At 57.1% G+C, this 16208-nt stretch carries 20 protein-coding genes and 1 tRNA gene; 8 read left to right on the top strand and 13 right to left on the bottom strand.

Annotated elements, in window-relative coordinates:
- Positions 1 to 5: 5 nt before the first annotated feature.
- From KCG46_RS02670 to KCG46_RS02655, 4 genes are read right to left on the bottom strand one after another with little or no spacing between them, the layout of a single operon-like run.
- Positions 6 to 1085, bottom strand: a complete 1080-nt coding sequence (locus KCG46_RS02670) for a 5-(carboxyamino)imidazole ribonucleotide synthase (RefSeq protein ID WP_218403793.1) — start codon at positions 1083 to 1085, stop codon at positions 6 to 8.
- Positions 1085 to 1579, bottom strand: a complete 495-nt coding sequence (purE, locus tag KCG46_RS02665) for a 5-(carboxyamino)imidazole ribonucleotide mutase (RefSeq protein ID WP_218403792.1) — start codon at positions 1577 to 1579, stop codon at positions 1085 to 1087. The genes KCG46_RS02670 and purE overlap by 1 nt, the downstream gene beginning before the upstream one ends.
- A 14-nt stretch (positions 1580 to 1593) precedes the next feature.
- Positions 1594 to 2280: a 2,3-diphosphoglycerate-dependent phosphoglycerate mutase gene (gene gpmA / locus KCG46_RS02660; RefSeq protein ID WP_218403791.1), complete on the bottom strand. Its 687-nt coding sequence runs from the start codon at positions 2278 to 2280 to the stop codon at positions 1594 to 1596.
- 50 nt (positions 2281 to 2330) lie between these two features.
- The gene (locus KCG46_RS02655; protein WP_218403790.1) at positions 2331 to 2480 is read right to left on the bottom strand and encodes a hypothetical protein; all 150 of its coding nucleotides are present in this window, start codon (positions 2478 to 2480) and stop codon (positions 2331 to 2333) included.
- Positions 2481 to 2570: 90 nt separating this feature from the next.
- On the opposite strand from KCG46_RS02655, the gene KCG46_RS02650 reads away from it, so the two are divergent.
- Positions 2571 to 2645 (top strand) — tRNA-Thr (locus KCG46_RS02650).
- Between the two features lie 95 nt (positions 2646 to 2740).
- Here the strand turns inward: KCG46_RS02650 and KCG46_RS02645 are convergent.
- The 5 genes from KCG46_RS02645 to KCG46_RS02625 are packed head-to-tail and all read right to left on the bottom strand — an operon-like array spanning position 2741 to position 6595.
- Positions 2741 to 4546 (bottom strand): SulP family inorganic anion transporter, encoded by a 1806-nt coding sequence (locus KCG46_RS02645; RefSeq protein WP_369410153.1) that lies wholly within the window; start codon positions 4544 to 4546, stop codon positions 2741 to 2743.
- Positions 4547 to 4957 (bottom strand): DUF6691 family protein, encoded by a 411-nt coding sequence (locus tag KCG46_RS02640; protein ID WP_218403789.1) that lies wholly within the window; start codon positions 4955 to 4957, stop codon positions 4547 to 4549.
- On the bottom strand, positions 4957 to 5403 hold the full coding sequence (locus KCG46_RS02635) for a YeeE/YedE family protein (protein WP_218403788.1): 447 nt from the start codon (positions 5401 to 5403) through the stop codon (positions 4957 to 4959). Before KCG46_RS02635 ends, KCG46_RS02640 begins: the two co-directional genes overlap by 1 nt.
- Complete coding sequence (locus tag KCG46_RS02630; RefSeq protein ID WP_218403787.1) at positions 5400 to 6266, bottom strand: MBL fold metallo-hydrolase; 867 nt, start codon at positions 6264 to 6266, stop codon at positions 5400 to 5402. The genes KCG46_RS02635 and KCG46_RS02630 overlap by 4 nt, the downstream gene beginning before the upstream one ends.
- Positions 6263 to 6595, bottom strand: a complete 333-nt coding sequence (locus KCG46_RS02625; protein ID WP_218403786.1) for an ArsR/SmtB family transcription factor — start codon at positions 6593 to 6595, stop codon at positions 6263 to 6265. Before KCG46_RS02625 ends, KCG46_RS02630 begins: the two co-directional genes overlap by 4 nt.
- A 267-nt stretch (positions 6596 to 6862) precedes the next feature.
- Here KCG46_RS02625 and KCG46_RS02620 point away from each other — a divergent pair, with 267 nt between their 5' ends.
- Together KCG46_RS02620 and KCG46_RS02615 are read left to right on the top strand one after the other, a co-directional pair.
- On the top strand, positions 6863 to 7192 hold the full coding sequence (locus tag KCG46_RS02620) for a DUF6481 family protein (protein ID WP_218403785.1): 330 nt from the start codon (positions 6863 to 6865) through the stop codon (positions 7190 to 7192).
- An 11-nt stretch (positions 7193 to 7203) separates the two neighbouring features.
- Complete coding sequence (locus KCG46_RS02615) at positions 7204 to 8343, top strand: cupin domain-containing protein (RefSeq protein ID WP_218403784.1); 1140 nt, start codon at positions 7204 to 7206, stop codon at positions 8341 to 8343.
- A 3-nt stretch (positions 8344 to 8346) separates the two neighbouring features.
- Here the strand turns inward: KCG46_RS02615 and KCG46_RS02610 are convergent, their stop codons facing one another.
- Positions 8347 to 8895, bottom strand: coding sequence for a pseudouridine synthase (locus KCG46_RS02610; protein WP_218405256.1), 549 nt, complete (start codon positions 8893 to 8895; stop codon positions 8347 to 8349).
- A 107-nt stretch (positions 8896 to 9002) separates the two neighbouring features.
- Positions 9003 to 9755 (bottom strand): SDR family NAD(P)-dependent oxidoreductase, encoded by a 753-nt coding sequence (locus KCG46_RS02605; RefSeq protein WP_218403783.1) that lies wholly within the window; start codon positions 9753 to 9755, stop codon positions 9003 to 9005.
- A gap of 112 nt (positions 9756 to 9867) precedes the next feature.
- On the opposite strand from KCG46_RS02605, the gene KCG46_RS02600 reads away from it, so the two are divergent.
- The 3 genes from KCG46_RS02600 to KCG46_RS02590 are packed head-to-tail and all read left to right on the top strand — an operon-like array spanning position 9868 to position 13145.
- On the top strand, positions 9868 to 11037 hold the full coding sequence (locus KCG46_RS02600) for an acyl-CoA dehydrogenase family protein (RefSeq protein ID WP_218403782.1): 1170 nt from the start codon (positions 9868 to 9870) through the stop codon (positions 11035 to 11037).
- Positions 11038 to 11085: 48 nt separating this feature from the next.
- Positions 11086 to 11613, top strand: coding sequence for a PH domain-containing protein (locus tag KCG46_RS02595; protein WP_218403781.1), 528 nt, complete (start codon positions 11086 to 11088; stop codon positions 11611 to 11613).
- Positions 11610 to 13145 carry a PH domain-containing protein gene (locus tag KCG46_RS02590; RefSeq protein WP_218403780.1) on the top strand — a complete coding sequence of 512 codons (1536 nt, stop codon included), beginning with the start codon at positions 11610 to 11612 and terminating at the stop codon, positions 13143 to 13145. The genes KCG46_RS02595 and KCG46_RS02590 overlap by 4 nt, the downstream gene beginning before the upstream one ends.
- Here KCG46_RS02590 and KCG46_RS02585 read toward each other — a convergent pair.
- The gene (locus KCG46_RS02585) at positions 13142 to 13444 is read right to left on the bottom strand and encodes a GNAT family N-acetyltransferase (protein WP_218403779.1); all 303 of its coding nucleotides are present in this window, start codon (positions 13442 to 13444) and stop codon (positions 13142 to 13144) included. The two genes, KCG46_RS02590 and KCG46_RS02585, sit on opposite strands and share 4 nt — an antisense overlap.
- Before the next feature lie 52 nt (positions 13445 to 13496).
- On the opposite strand from KCG46_RS02585, the gene KCG46_RS02580 reads away from it, so the two are divergent.
- Entirely contained in the window at positions 13497 to 14495 is a 999-nt protein-coding gene (locus KCG46_RS02580) for a threonine aldolase family protein (protein WP_218403778.1), read from the top strand.
- Positions 14496 to 14512: 17 nt separating this feature from the next.
- Positions 14513 to 15412 (top strand): DMT family transporter, encoded by a 900-nt coding sequence (locus KCG46_RS02575; RefSeq protein WP_218405255.1) that lies wholly within the window; start codon positions 14513 to 14515, stop codon positions 15410 to 15412.
- Here KCG46_RS02575 and KCG46_RS02570 read toward each other — a convergent pair.
- On the bottom strand, positions 15395 to 16177 hold the full coding sequence (locus tag KCG46_RS02570) for a Rossmann-fold NAD(P)-binding domain-containing protein (RefSeq protein WP_218403777.1): 783 nt from the start codon (positions 16175 to 16177) through the stop codon (positions 15395 to 15397). The two genes, KCG46_RS02575 and KCG46_RS02570, sit on opposite strands and share 18 nt — an antisense overlap.
- Positions 16178 to 16208 lie beyond the last annotated feature (31 nt).

The raw sequence follows: 16208 nt of genomic DNA, 5'->3' as shown, positions 1-16208 counted from the left end.
TGGGCTTACGGGGCTTCGTGGCTGACCCGCGTCACATGGCCCATCTTGCGCCCGTCACGCGCATCGCGTTTGCCGTAGAGGTGAAGGTGCGGTTCACCCCCTTCGTTCAATATTTCATGCGCAGCCAGAGCGTCTTCGCCGACGATGTTGCGCATATCTACACTAGCAAAGCGCGTGGCGGTCCCGCCAAGCGGCAGGCCGGCAATGGCACGAATGTGATTCTCGAACTGGCTCGTTGCCGAAGCTTCAACCGTCCAATGTCCCGAATTGTGCACGCGCGGGGCCATTTCGTTGAAGATGGGTCCGGACTGGGTCGCGAAAAATTCGAGAGTTAGGACGCCAACATAGCGTAGCGCCTCAGCTGTTTGGGCGGCGATTTTGCGAGCTTGCTCGACTTGTGCTTCAACCAGCGCGCCAGCGGGCAGAACAGAATGGACCAGCATACCGCCATCATGCGTGTTGGCTGACGAATCCCAAAAACGGATGTCTCCATCACGGCCGCGCACCAAGATAACGGAAAACTCGGTTTCGAAAGCGACCATGCCTTCATAGATGCAGGCGCGACCGGGGAAGCGGATTCCTTCAACCTCATGAGCCGAACCGATGCGCCATTGGCCTTTGCCGTCATAGCCATCCCGCGCGGTCTTCAGGATACCGGGCGTGCCAACTCTCTCGACAGCGCGGGCAAAATCATGGTCGTTTTCAACTCGCACATAAGGTGCACAAACTGCGCCGAGCTCCTCGACGAACCGTTTCTCATTGAGCCTGTCCTGCGCGATTCCAAGTGCTTTTGGATGCGGCGCAAGCATGGCCTCCGGAATGGCTTCTACCGCTGACAGCGGGACATTCTCAAATTCCCAAGTCACCACATCACAGCGCGATGCGAAGGCGGCTAGCGCGTCTCTCTCGCCCCAGCCATTTTCAAAGAAATCATCGCATGCCGAAGCCGCAACATTGTCGCCCGCAGGGGCATAACCGATCACACGGTAGCCGAGCTGGATCGCGGCCACTGCCATCATCCGGCCAAGCTGGCCGCCGCCAAGAATGCCAATGGTCATGCCGGGAGGGAGAGGCGCGCTTGCCATCAATCAACCGGCTTTTCTGCGACGTCCGCACTTCGCGCTGCGCGCCAGTCCTGCAATCGCTGGGATAGGTCTTCATCTGACAGAGCCAGAATGGATGCCGCCATAAGACCGGCGTTTTTGGCGCCCGCTTCCCCAATCGCCAAAGTGCCGACGGGAACCCCGCCGGGCATTTGCGCAATTGAGAGCAGGCTGTCCCACCCCGAAAGCGCTTTTGACTGAACCGGCACGCCAAGCACCGGCAGATGCGTCATTGCCGCAATCATTCCGGGTAAATGCGCCGCGCCGCCGGCGCCTGCGATGATAACATCGAAACCTTCACCTTCGGCGCCTTTCGCAAATGCGCTCATTCGGTCCGGCGTGCGGTGCGCGGATACGATCCGTGCGTCATGCTCAACCTCGAGTTCGGCCAGAACTTCACAGGCGAGCTTCATGGTCGGCCAGTCGGACTGGCTGCCCATCACGATCGCAACTTTTACGCCCCCATCTTTCGGCATCTTCGCGGCGCCCCTCAGCTGTCTTTCAGATAATACCGTTCACCCGGCATCATGTTGTCATCAAAGTCGTAGACGATTGGTTGGCCCGTGGGAATTTCCAGACCGGTAATGTTGTCATCGGAGATATTGGAGAGGTGCTTTACCAGAGCGCGCAGACTGTTGCCGTGGGCGGAAATGATCACCGTCTCGCCGCTCGTCAGGACCGGCAGGATATCGCTTTCCCAATAGGGCAGCACCCGCTCGATCGTGAGCTTGAGGCTCTCTGTGTACGGAACATCAATTCCATCGTAGCGCGGATCGGCACCGGGATCATATTCGCTGCCCGGTTCCATTGGCGGGGGCGGCACATCAAAGCTGCGGCGCCAGATATGGACCTGTTCGTCGCCGTGCTTGTCGCGGGTTTCCTGCTTGTTGAGGCCCGTTAGCCCGCCATAATGCCGCTCGTTCAGGCGCCAGTCTTTGGTGACCGGCAGCCAGAGCCTTCCCGCCTCTTCGAGCGCGAGATTTAGCGTTCTGATTGCCCGTGTTTGGAGTGAGGTGAAGCAGGTTGTCGGGAGAACGCCCTTGTCTTTCATCAAAGCGCCGGCAGCCTTCGCCTCAGTCAAACCTTTGTCGGTCAGATCGACATCCCACCAGCCGGTGAAGCGGTTTTCCAGGTTCCACTGGCTCTGGCCGTGGCGAACAAGAATGAGCTTAGGCATTGTATCTCCTGAGAGCGGGCGCTTAGGCCGCTAAACATGTGCGGGTTGCACTAGCCCTCAGCGTCGTCCTTGGGAACCCTGTTATCGCCCAATTCGCTTTGCATTTCACGCCCCTGAGCCTTGCGGCGGCGCAGGTTCTCACGCAGTTTTGCGGCAAGTCGCTCTTCACGCGACAGATTCTTGCTTTGCTCTTCACTCATGCGCAATCCATTGCCGTTAAGTGCGCGATGGTTCAAGGATGGCTTGACAAGAGGCGCTGCCCCAACGATAGGCGCGCCACTCGAAAGAGGGCCGCGGTAGCTCAGTGGTAGAGCGCGTCATTGGTAATGACGAGGCCGAGAGTTCAATTCTCTCTCGTGGCACCATTTCTTCAACTCAGCTCAGAAAAGCTCCCTTGTCGGGACCTAAAGTGTATGCCCGCGCGGGCATTGCTTTGAGCTTCGGGCCGTACCGCACATTGTTAGATCAAACCGCGTGCCAGATAGTGATCAACCGGATCAGCAGGCTCGCCTGTATCCTGCAAGGCTTTGGCAAATGCGCGGTCCTGCGTCAAAAACACCTTTCCGTTTAGCTCGTCGATGAATTGGGTGCGCTTGAGCCTGTCCATCACCGGCCCTTTTACCTCTGAAAGGTGGAGGCCAATCCCTGCATCGCCCAGCCTGTGATTCATCGCCTCAAGGGCTTCGAGGCCAGACGCGTCAATTTCATTGACCGCGCTGCACATCAAAATCACGTGACGCAGGGCCGGTCGATCCGCAACTTGTTCGAGCACATATTCTTCGAGCCAATGTGCGTTGAGATAAGTCAGCGCCTCGTCGATGCGGATGGACAGGACATGCGGCACGGTAAAGACCTTGTGTCGATCCACATTTCGGAAATGCTCTGTTTCGGGCACACGCCCGACGATCGCGATATGGGGCCGGCTCGTCCGCCAAAGGTGCAGCGCCAATCCGACAACGACACCGGCGATTACCCCCATTTCGACGCCAGCTGTAAGCGTGAGGATAATCGTCGCAGCATGAGCCGTGAAATCGGTTTTGGAATACCGCCAGAGCTGAAGCGGAGTCTTTAAATCGACCAAAGCCAAAACAGCAACGATGATGGTTGCTGCAAGAGCGGCAATGGGAAGGTTGAAAAGCAGAGGAGTCAGGAAGAGCGTGGCGAGCGCAATGCCGACCGCGGTGAAAGCTCCTGCCGCAGGCGTTTTTGCGCCAGCATCGAAATTGACAGCCGAACGCGCAAAACCGCCAGTAACAGGGTAGCCTCCGGAAAAGGCACTGGCGACATTTGCAGCGCCCAGCCCGATCAATTCCTGATCAGGTGCAATGCGTTGGCGCCGCTTTGCAGCCAGAGTTTGCGCGACCGAAACGCTCTCGACGAAACCGATGGTTGAGATCAGCAAGGCGGGAAGCCACAGCTTCTCGATCAGAGCAACATCGGTGCTTGGCATGGCGAAGGGAGGAAGTCCCTGCGGAATCGCGCCTGTCAGGCTGACCCCCTTGTTCCCCATATCGAAGAAGACCGCCGCAAGGATTGACGCGGCGACGGCGACGATTGGTCCTGCCTTGGCAGTCAAATCCGCTGCGCGCTCGCCAAAGCCTATCCACTGCAACGCAGGCTTGCCGCCTTTGCGCACCCAGAATAGGAACATCATCGCAGGAACGCCAACGGCCAATGTCCAGACATTTGTCTGATCAATCGCGTTCGCCAAGGAGCTCAACATAGCTAACCAGTTTTCGCCGCCTGCATCGACGCCCAGAACATGTTTAATCTGGCTTGTTGCGATTAGGATGCCTGACGCGGTGATGAAGCCGCTGATAACAGGGTGGGACAGCAGGTTGGCAAGAAACCCAGCGCGAAGCAGCCCTAAAATGGCCAGCATGATGCCTGACAGCATAGCAAGCGTGATTGCGGCCTCCAGATAGGCCGCCGTCCCCTGATCCGCGACTGCACTGGCAGCCGAAGCTGTCATGAGTGAGATCACCGCAACTGGGCCAACCGCCAGTGTGCGGCTGGTTCCAAAGATCGCATAAAGGAGCAATGGCAGGATTGACGCGTAGAGGCCCACGACCGGCGGCAAGCCCGCTAGCAAGGCATAGGCGAGGCTTTGCGGGATCAGCATGATCGTTACAATCACCGCAGCCATCAAATCGTCAGTCAAAATTGAGCGATTGTAAGTCCGCCCCCATTCCAGAATGGGCAAGTAACGGCGCAGGCCCGATTTTGAACTCGCGGTTTTGGTGTCTAGCTCTGCCACCTCAAGCACTCACGCGCTTATGGCGCGGTGGATCACCATGCCTGCGAGCATGCCGCCAACAAATACGAACGCTGAGAAAGGCTCAACAACAAATGCGCCAATGGCAGGGCCCGGACAAAGCCCGGCAAGGCCCCAGCCAACGCCAAACAGAACGGCACCGCCAATCAACCGCCGGTCAATCAGCCGGGTGCTTGGCAGATTGAAGCTGTCTGCGAAAACCGGTTGTATCAATCGTTTCTGGATGAACCACGCGCAGGTCATAACCAACACAGCGCCGCCCATGACAAACGCCAGCGTAGGGTCCCAGTCGCCCAGCACATCAAGGAAGCCTCTGACCCGCTTGGGGTCCATCATGCCTGAAACCGCAAGGCCTGCGCCAAACAACGAGCCGGAAAGCAGCGCTACTATTCCCTCGCGCATCACCACCCCCATCCCAGTGCATTGGTAATCGCGACCGTTGCCATGCCGCTCGTGATAAAGGTTGCGGTCGCAATCAATGAGCGGGGCGAAAGACGTGACATGCCGCACACGCCATGCCCGCTTGTGCATCCGCTACCCAGCTGCGTACCGACTCCGACTAACAATCCTCCGGCCACCAGCAATGCGGTTGATGGTGGGAAAGAAGATTGGACTGGCACCACATATGCGTCGATCAGAAAAGCGGCAAACACCAGTCCAGCCAAGAATAGCCACGCAGCCGGTATCGGCAGGCTCGACTTATTCAGCGTTAAGGCCCTTGCCGCGATACCGCTTATGCCCGCGATCCGGCCAGAACCAAGCAACATCAGCGCCGCAGCGGCTCCGATAAGAATGCCGCCCAAAAAGCCTTCGACAGGCATTGCGTGAGGAAACCCAGGGATGCTCATAGAACGTCAACGGGTATTTTGAGGTAGCGCATGCCATTGCTCTCTGCCGGAGGAAGCGCACCTGCACGCATGTTCACCTGAACCGAAGGTATCATAAGCTTGGGAGCAGACAGGGTTTTGTCGCGCCCATTTCGCATGGCGACGAACTCCGCCTCGGAAATGCCATCGCGGATGTGGACGTTCATCCGCTTCTGCTCGCCCACGCTGGTCTGCCAGCAATATTCGCTTCTGCCCGACGGAAGATAGTCGTGATTTAGGAAGATCCGCGTGTCTTCTGGCAGTTCGAATATCCGCTGGATTGAATGGTACAGCGCGCTTGCATCGCCGCCGGGAAAATCGCAGCGAGCGGTGCCATAATCTGGCATGAAAAGAGTATCGCCGACAAAGGCCGCATCACCAATGACATGAGTCATACAGGCGGGTGTGTGGCCAGGTGTATGGATTGCTTGCGCTTCGATATTGCCGACCTTGTATCGCTCTCCATCGCTAAAGAGGTGATCGAACTGACTGCCATCAAATCGAAATTGCGCGTCTACGTTGAAGAGCTTGCCAAACACGCTTTGAATTTCAGAGATGCCCTCTCCAATGCCCAACCTGCCGCCAAGCTTGGCTTTGAGATATTGCGCCGCAGATAAGTGATCGGCGTGGATATGCGTATCGATGATCCATGCGACAGTCAGACCAGCCTCTTTGACATGTTTGATAATCGCATCGGCGGACTTGTGCGAGGTTCTGCCAGCGGCGTGATCATAATCGAGCAGGGGGTCGATAATGGCGCATTGTCCAGTCTCAGGATCGGCTACGACGTGGCTGGTATTGTTGGTGAGCTCATCAAAAAACGAGGTTACGACAGGGACTGTCACGCGAGCTCTCCTTTGCTAATTCCAATCAGCTCTACGTCTTGACCGGCATCCTCTACGCAGAAGCGCTCATACAAAAATCCCATGATCGCAACGGCATCTTGATCTGCGATCCGGTAGAAAATCGACTGGCCTTCGCGCCTGGCTTCAATGATGCCCTCTCGCCGCAAAACAGAAAGCTGCTGAGACATTGCAGGCGGCTTTTTGCCAATAGCCTGAGCAATGGCTCCGGCAGACATTTCACCCTGCGTCAAATGGCACAGCACCATCAAACGATCTCGGTGCGAAAGCAGCTTCAAAAGCGCACTTACATGATTTGCCGTCTGTTCCATTGCCTGTAATTGCATAATTCACAAAATATGCAATTACAGGCTCGCAGTCAAGGCTTTTGATGAATTGGGAGGGGTGTGTGAGGCTTCCATCCTGCCCCAAATGCAGACATCGAGGCTTCGCCACTTCTTGAATCGACTAGCCAGTCGCCCTGTACGCGACCATAGGGGCAACCGATTGAGGAACCGCGACACGTTGAAAATTCCCGCTCCTTAATCGCAAAACAATAGCGCTGTCCTTTTATCCGCGCGCGAGATGGAGTGAAGTTGATGAAGGGTTACAAAGAGCCAAGCCACCAAGACAGAGTAGCAGCGGCTGCTCAGGCAAAGAATAAGGCTCTAGCCAAGCTGAAGGCCGCGCCTAAGCCTGACGAGGCCGAGCTGGCCGCGAGAGCTGCCCGAAGGGTCGAGCGTGAAGCCAAAGCGGAAGAGAAGCGCATCGCTGCTCGTGAGGCAAGGCAGGAAAAGCAACGGTTGGCGCAGGAGAAGCGTGAGGCGGCGAAGCAAGAACGTGCAAAAGCCAACCCGCCCAAGCGATCGGAGGCAGAGCTGAAGGCCGCCCGCGACGCCCGCTATGCTGCGCGCAAAAGCCGCAAGTGACTGAGAGATCAATGCATCTACGAAATTTCGATACTGAGAAATTTCTACGTGAGTACTGGCAAAAGAAGCCGCTTTTAATCAGATCGCCTTGGACTTCATGGTCAAACCCGGTCGATCCGGACGAACTGGCAGGCTTGGCCTGTGACCCGCATGTTGAATCGCGGCTCATCACGCAATCCAGCACCGATTGGGAATTGGAAAATGGTCCCTTGGCAGAGGACCGTTTTGAACGGCAAGGCAAAGACCCGTGGACCTTGCTTGTCCAGGCAGTCGATCATCATGTTCCGTCAGCGGCATCTCTCCTCGATTCTTTTCGGTTTGTGCCGAACTGGCGCGTCGATGATGTGATGGTCAGCTACGCTGTCGACGGCGGCGGGGTGGGTGCGCATTTCGATCATTACGATGTGTTTCTGGTGCAAGGCCTGGGTAGGCGCTGCTGGGAACTGGGCGGTTTATGCGACGAATATTCCAAACTTCTTCCGCATTCGAATTTGCTTCTTCTTGCTGACTTTCAACCCACCGACGAATGGGTTCTTGAAGAAGGCGATATTCTTTACGTTCCGCCTCGGTTCGCGCATCGCGGCACAGCGGTCGGCGATGATTGCATGACATATTCAATTGGTTTCCGTGCCCCCTCGCGCGCCGAGTTGATTGAGAATTGGGCGGACGACTTAGCGGACAGTTTGCCGGATCAGGACCGCTACACCGATCCCGGTTTGGCGCAGCAGGCCAACCCCGGTGAAATCGGTGTAGAGGCCATCGCTCAACTGCACAGCATGATCACGGATACTATCCTCGAGCGAAACAATTTCGCGCAATGGTTCGGGCGATACAACTCAAGCCCGAAAAACCCGGATATCGACTGGCGACCTGAAACCCCTGTGGACGTTGATGATATCAGGCAGAACTTGGCCGAAGGCGCGGCGTTGATGCGCAATCCCGCCAGCCGTTTTTCCTTCATTCGCGAAACGCCTTCATCAATTCTGTTGTTCGTCGATGGCCAGTGCTTTTCCTGCAACGGCGAGGAAGCGGTATTCGCAGAGCGGATTTGTGCGGAAGTTCGGCTCAGCGTCGATTCCGACGGGTCACTGCCTCTGTTGGAGATGATTAGAGACCTGTTCAACCAAGGAAGCATAGCGTTCGAGCTGTAATATCTAAGGCGTTGCCTCTTGCCATCGACCGGGGGCGAGACCCTCAACTGTCCAGTCGCCGATAGACCATCGGACCAACCTTAGAGTGGGATAACCAACAGCCGCGGTCATTCTGCGCACTTGCCGGTTCCGCCCTTCGCGGATTGTTATTCTTAGCCAACTGTCCGGAACGGTTTTGCGTTCACGAATAGGCGGATCGCGAGGCCACAAATCGGGAGTGGCAATAAGTTCGACCTCTGCCGGTCTGGTCATGCCATCTTTTAGGCGCACACCCTTTCTGAGCTGATCGAGGTCCTTTTCTTGCGGGTCACCTTCGACCTGCACGAAGTAGGTTTTCGCCATTTTGAAACGCGGATCAGAAATGCGCGCTTGCAGGCGGCCATCGTCGCACAACAGCAGCAATCCCTCGCTGTCCCGATCCAGACGCCCAGCCGGATAGACCCCTTTCAACTGAATGAAATCCGACAAAGTCGAGCGAGCCGTTTCCGTCCCGCGATCGGTGAATTGCGACAGCACCCCAAAGGGTTTGTTGAATACAATCAGCTTCGGCATATCGGTGTCCATAGCCATTGATTGGGTGAGCGTCTCGTGACTGGCGAATTCTCAGGTCTTGGCGTCGTCTTCTATCAGATCAATCGTGGATGAAGCGCTGCCCAACCTCACAATGATTGCCCGTCATCGAGCACGAAATCGGCTCCAGTTACGAACTCCGATGCATCAGAACACAGAAAGAGCAGCGGGCCGTCTAATCCCTGTTCGCCCATAAGCCGTCTTTTTGGAAAGCGCCGGATCTGCTTTTGGCCTTGCTCGGTCTCAAACCATGCGTCGTTGATGGCTGTGCGAATGTAACCTGGCGAAATTGTATTTACGCATATGCCGGCACGGGCCCATTCCTTTGCCATGCTGCGCGCGGCCTGCACCACGCCTGCTTTACTCGCAGAATAAGCAACCAATCCCGGTGAAGGTTCGAACGCCGTGATCGATGCGATCATAACGATCCGGCCATCCTTAACTCCCGCACTGATCATCCGCTTCGCACCCTCGCGCGCAGTCAGGATTGCGCCCTTCAGATTGATCGAAAGCGTCCGTCCGATCTCTTCCTCGCTGGTCTCGGTCGCCATGCCCGCACCATCAATGCCGGCATTGGCAATTACGGTGTTGACGGTGCCAAAGGCCTGCTCGGCTGCTTCGTACCCGGCTATGATGTCATCTTCGCTCCCGACATCCATGGCAATCGCCGCCGCATTCGGACCAATCTCTTTGGCCAGCGCCTCCAACCTGTCTTTGCGCCGTGCTCCCAATGCGACATTGGCGCCGTTGGCGGCAAGGATGCGGCCAAATCGCGAGCCAAGCCCCGAAGACGCGCCCGTGATGAGAGCGTTTCGCCCCGAAAGATCAACTGAAACTGTCATGAGGCAGCGTGTAGCCAGAATGCTGCACCCACGTCGATAGCTTTCCCATTCACACCTGACCGGCAAATGCGCTACGCGTGCTGCGAACCTGACATCAAGACGAGTGCCCAATATGCATTTCCAACTGACCGACGAGCAGCGCGAGCTGCAAGAGACCGCTCGTAAATTTGCGCGGGCGGAATTGCCTGAATTGGCACGTGACATGGAGGACAAGGACTACCCAGTGCCGCACGACATGCTGCGCACTTTTGGTGAAATGGGCTTTCTCGGCGTCAATCTGCCAGAGCAATATGGCGGGTTGGGCCTTGGTCATATCGAGGCGCTCTTGGTGCTCGAAGAATTTGCGCAAATCTCCAACGCGGTCGCATTTCCGGTTTTCGAGGCTCTGACAGGACCGGTACGGACCATCGAACGCTTTGGTTCTGATGATATGAAGGCGAAGATCCTCCCCGAAGTGATCAAAGGCGAAAAGATCGTCGCGGTTTCGATGTCAGAACCGGATGCAGGCACCGCGCTGACAGACCTAAAGACCAAAGCCGTGGCGGACGGAAACGGTTATCTGGTCAACGGCTACAAACGCTGGACCAGCGGGGGCGGACATTCGGACTATTATGTCACCTATTGCCGCTTCAACGATGATGCAGGCGCAAAAGGTATAGGCGCGATCCTGCTTAAAAAAGACATGGCCGGAATGGAGTTTGGCAAGCGCGAGGAGCTGATGGGTTTTCGCGGTATTCCCACCGCCGATTACGCCATCGATAATGTGAAAGTCCCAGGCGAAAACGTGATCATTGGCGCGGGCGGTTTCGGAAAGTTGATGAGTGCATTCGGGTTGGAGCGCTGCGGTAATGCAACGCAAAGCCTCGCCGTGGCGGCTGCGGCTCTCGAACAGGCTCTGGCTTACACTCAGGAGCGGGAGGCGTTCGGCAAACCCATTGTCGATTTTCAGGCAGTACAGTTGAAGCTCGCTGAAATGGCGATGAAAGTCGAAGCTGCTCGCCTTTTGATCCACCGAGCAGCGGTCAATTCCGCCAGCAATGACGATGGCTTGCCGAGCGTTTACGAAAGCTCGGTCGCCAAATGTTACGCCAATGAGATTGTCCGCGAAGTGACCGCACTCGGCATGCAAGTGATGGGCGGATATGGCTATCACAAGGATTATGGCATGGAGCAGCGCCTGCGCGATGCCTATGCATGGGGCATCGCGGGCGGCGCGATCGATGTGCAAAAGACCAATATCGCCGCTGCCATGATCGGCCGTAGGTTCGATCAGCGGAAATAGGCGGGTTTCTGCTTGCGGTGGGTGGCTGTATTGTCCATCTGGAACACTATGGAAATCAATGCTTCTGAGCCCATAGTTCCAGCTGCGAGTGCGCTGGTCGATGACGATGCCGAGCTGACGCAGCTCCACCCGAATTACCGATCTGCCCTGCGCGTTCAGGCGACGCTTACCTCGATACCATTCATTATCGGCGCGTTCGTGCTCGAAGGGGCCTTGCAAGGCGAATCTCCGCTTCCTTTCGGTGTATTGATCGGCGTGGTCGTGTTTCTGGCGCTGGTGTTTATCATCCGCCTGCCCTCGCGCCGCTATGCCGCACGCGGATACCAGATCAGCACTGACAGGCTGCGTGTGGTGCGCGGAATTTTGTGGCGGTCTGATACGGTCGTGCCATTTGGCCGGGTCCAGCATATTGATGTGGATCAGGGGCCGATTGACCGTTTCTTCGACATCGCGACACTCACTCTGCACACTGCGGGAAGTCACAATGCTTCTGTGTACCTACCCGGCTTGGGTCATGAGCTTGCGACCGAGATGCGTGAGGAAATCCGCGCGCATATCAAGCGGGAGAGCATGTGAGCACGCCCGAACCGCAGCGCACCGCTCCGTTAAGCGTGCTGGTCGGCACGCTTGCGGGGTTGAAGAACGCCATCTTTCCCGCTGCTGCGGCCGCATTCGGCACCGGTCTGGGCGGGATGGGCCTGTATATCGGTATCGGGGTAGGCCTGTTGATCGCAGTGGTTGGCGGGGTTGCGAGTTATATCAGTTGGCGCAGGCTTAGTTACACAATCGGTGCGTCAGACATTCGTGTGGAAAGCGGCGTTTTGAGCCGCGCGGCGCGGTCTGTACCGTATGAGCGCATTCAGGATGTAAGCCTTGAACAGAAATTGATCCCGCGCTTGCTCGGCCTGGTGGCGGTGAAATTTGAAACCGGCGCAGGCGGCGGCGAGGATTTAAGCCTTACCTATCTGACCGAAGAAAGCGGAGAGGAACTGCGTCAATTGGTCCGCGAACGCCGCGATGCGCAAGATGAGATCGCTCCGGATGCCGAAACAGGCGTTCCTTCCCCGGCGCGTGAACCCGAGGCCGAAGGCGAACCTATTTTCGCGATGGGAACCGGGCGATTGTTCCAGTTCGGCCTGTTCGAGTTCTCTCTCGCCGTATTCGCTGTGCTGCTTGGTTTGCTGCAATATGCTGACACATTCATAGACTTTGAAATTTGGGACCCTGATCTGTGGCAGGGGGTGCTTGAGGAACAGGGCAGCACGATCTCCGCGCTCGGCCCTTACGCCCAGATCGCCAGTGCAATCGGCGGCCTCATCGCTTTGTTTGTGGTCGGTTCTGCCACGGGCATGATCCGCGTGTTTACCCGCGAATGGGATTTCCTGCTTGAAAGAACGGCGCGCGGGTTTCGCCGCCGCCGGGGCCTGTTCACCAAAACAGATGTCGTGATGCCTATCCACCGTGTTCAGGCGCTCAAAATCGGGACGCGGCTGATCCGGTACCGGTTTGGCTGGCACAACCTCAAATTTGTCAGCCTTGCGCAGGACGCGGGATCATCAAGCCATGATGTCGCGCCATTTGCCAAGATGGACGAGATCAGGACTGTGGTTGAAACGGCGGGGTTTCATTTGCCTTCTGAGAATGCCGATTGGCACCGCGCAAGCGAAGCATATCGCACGGATAGTATGATCGTGGACTCTTTGTTTTTCGTGATCGCCGCGATTGTGGCGGGAACAGTCTTGGGGATCTTCAATCCAGACTGGTTTTTGCTGGTGGTCGCAATTCTGCTTGGGCTTGCTGCTTTATCAGCAGGCGCAGCGCTTTATTCTTGGCAGTTTAAAAGGCACTCGCTTGACGATACGCAGATCATGGCGCGGGCGGGGATCATGTCGCCAAGTAGCCAGATCGCGACCCGCACCAAACTGCATTCGGCGGAAGTAGCGCAAGGGCCGATTGCCCGCTGGCGCGGTTATGCGACGCTGCATCTGGGCCTTGCTGGCGGTGAGTTTGCGATTCCAGGCATTCCGTTTGAGCGGGCTCGCGAAGTCCGGCGTGAAGTGCTTGAAACAATCGCGGCGACCGATTTTTCCGAGCTGGAGACCGGTTAGGCTCTCAGGTCGGCCCATTCAGGGTTCTGGTCGAATTTTTTGGCGACATACCAACATTGGGGGATGATCTTGAAGCTTTGCTCGCGGGCATCTGACGTCAATCGGTCAACCAATTGTGCTGCGATGCCGCGGCCCCCGATTTCGGGCGGGACGATTGTATGAGTCGCAATGCGGATGCCGCCCGCCGCTGGCTCCCAATCCAGATGTCCGGTGCGTTCCTCACCCGCGATTTCGGCCACATACCGTCCGCCTTCGCCGCGCGGATGGTGGGTGATTGTTGTCTCGTTTGATCCGCTCATTCTTATATCTCCTGCTTGCCAGAAATGTATGGACCATTAGAGGCGGTGCGTCATGACCAAGTTCCATTCCGACAACGCTGCCCCCGTCCACCCCAATGTGTGGGAGGCGATGCGCAAGGCAGATGAGGCCGACAATCCGTATGATGGCGATGCGCTTTCATCTGAGCTTGATGGGCGTTTCAGCGATCTGTTCGGGCGCGAGTGTGCAGCGATGTGGGTCGCCACCGGGACTGCCGCCAATTGCCTTGCGCTGGCGACCATGTGCCAGCCGCATGGCGCGGTGGTGTGTCATGAAGAATCGCATATTGAGGTAGACGAAGGGGGCGCTCCCGGCTTTTACCTTCACGGCGCCAAACTGATGCTCGCGGCTGGTGATGGCGCAAAGCTTACACCGGACGGTATTGCTTCCTTGATCGATCCGATCCGCGACGATGTTCATCAGGTTCAGCCGCATGCCATCGCAATTACACAAGCGAGCGAATACGGTCTGACGTACACTCCGGAAGAACTGGCCGCTCTATCAAACTTCGCCAAAGCGCGCGGCCTTGGCCTGCATATGGACGGTGCCCGCTTTGCCAATGCGGCGGCCGGAGCCGGTGGCTCAGCCAAAGAAGCTGCGCATGGAGTGGATAGCCTGGCGTTTGGCTTCATCAAAAATGGCGCGATGAGCGCGGAGGCTGTCGTGCTGTTCGATCCCGAACAGGCAGCGATGGTCAAATACCGGCGTAAGCGCGCCGGCCACCTGCAATGCAAGGGCCGTTATCTTGCTGCGCAGATCCTTGCGATGCTCGATGGCGAACTATGGCTCGCCAATGCGCGCCACGCGAACGCAGCAGCGCAGGACATCGCTGGAGCATGCGGCAATCGGCTTATGCATGCGGTTGAGGCGAATGAGCTGTTTGTTCGGCTTTCGCCGGTCGAGCGCGACACTTTGCGGGCGCAGGGATTCGAATTCTATGATTGGGGCGCAGATGCGGCTCGTTTCGTGACCGCATGGAACACGCGGGCAGAAGATGCGCGGGCATTGGCGAAGGCGATATCCTCGCTTTGAGCGCTTCCCAAACGCCTATGCTTAGCTGGCGGGTAATCCTGCCCTTTATCCTGACCGGTTCAATCTGGGGTTCGACGTGGTTTGTCATCACCGGACAGATCGACGGGGTGCCTGCGGCATGGTCGGTCTTTTACCGATTTGCGCTTGCGACACCGGCGCTGTTCTTGGTCGCTTATCTGATGAAACGTCGGCTGGTTTTGACGAAGCCGGAGCATAAGCTTGCAGCGCTTGTCGGCGTGTTCCAGTTCAGCGGCAATTTCCTGTTCGTCTATCATGCCGAGCTTTATGTGACGTCGGGTATTGTCGCGATGATGTTCGGCCTGCTGATGGTGCCCAATGCATTGTTCGGGCGGTTGTTTCTGGGTGAGCGGGTGCAAAGCGGTTTTTTATTCGGCAGCCTGATCGCGATCATTGGCGTCTCTTTCCTGTTGGTTCACGAGTGGCAATCAAACCCTGATGCAGGCGTTGTGGGCGGCAATGTAGCGCTCGGAATCGCTTTGGCGATGTTCGGCATTATTGCCGCGTCGGTCGCCAATGTGATTCAGGCCAATCCCACCGGGCGCGCGGTTCCGATGGTTAGTCTGCTGGCATGGGCGATGTTGTATGGGATGCTGGTCGATCTGGGCTTTGCATTGTTGACCGCCGGACCTCCGCCGCTGCCTACCAATGGCAGCTACTGGGCCGGTATCGTCTATCTCGCGCTGATCGGGTCGGTGATCACGTTCCCGCTACATTACAATTTGGTCCGCGAAATCGGAGCAGGGCGAACGGCCTACAACTCGATCCTGACGATCTCGGTCGCGATGCTGATCTCGACTCTGTTCGAAGGGTATCAGTGGACCGCGCTGACGATTGGCGGAATGGTTCTTGCCGTGATCGGAATGGTGTTTGCGCTCAGATCAAAGCACCGACGATAGCCCCTCGACATAAGTCGGGTATTGCGGCTTCCAGCCTAGTACCCGCTTGGCTTTGCCATTCGCTACCCGTCGGTTTTCAGAATAAAAGCCGAGCGCCATTTCGGACAGGTCCGCTTCTTCTAGGGTCTGCAATGGTGGCTGCCGCATGCCAAGCAATTGGCAGGCATATTCGGTCACCGCGTTGCCGCTCGCGGGCAAATCATCGCCCAGATTGTAAGCGCCAGCTGGTGCATCACTGGTGAGCGCTGCGACGACCCCGCTTACAATATCATCGACATGGACCCGGCTGAAAACTTGCCCTGGCAGATCAATCCGCCGTGCTTTGCCCGCTTTGACCCGGTCGAGCGCGCTGCGGTCTGGGCCATAGATGCCCGGCAGGCGAAAAACCCTCGCGCCAAGTTTCATCCAAAGATCATCGGCTTCAGTCCGCGCATTGCGCCTGCCGGTGCCCGTTGGTGACGTTTCATCGACCCATGCGCCTTTCTGGTCCCCGTAGACCCCCGTTGAGGACAGATATCCGTACCAAGCTTTGTCAAATGACTGACCATAGGTGTCGAGCACCGGATCAAGGCCGGACTTCCGGTCTGGCGGGACGGAGGAAAGGACATGGGTCGCGCTATTCAGGGCGGCTGTAACCGCATCTATGTTTGTGAAGTCGACATCCCCGTCGCTACCAGTGGCATGCACTTCCCATCCGCGCGCTTCTATCGCAGTTGCGATCCGCTTCGCCGTGTAGCCCAGTCCGAAAATCAACAAATTCGCCATGCATTACCCCATGCTGCTGGACTGGCGCGCA

Origin of the sequence: Erythrobacter crassostreae, assembly GCF_019204045.1 — a bacterium.
In the GTDB taxonomy this organism is placed as follows: Bacteria; Pseudomonadota; Alphaproteobacteria; order Sphingomonadales; family Sphingomonadaceae; genus Erythrobacter; species Erythrobacter crassostreae.
The sequence above is the reverse complement of the archived record's forward strand: the minus strand, read 5'-3'. Positions and strand labels throughout refer to the sequence as shown.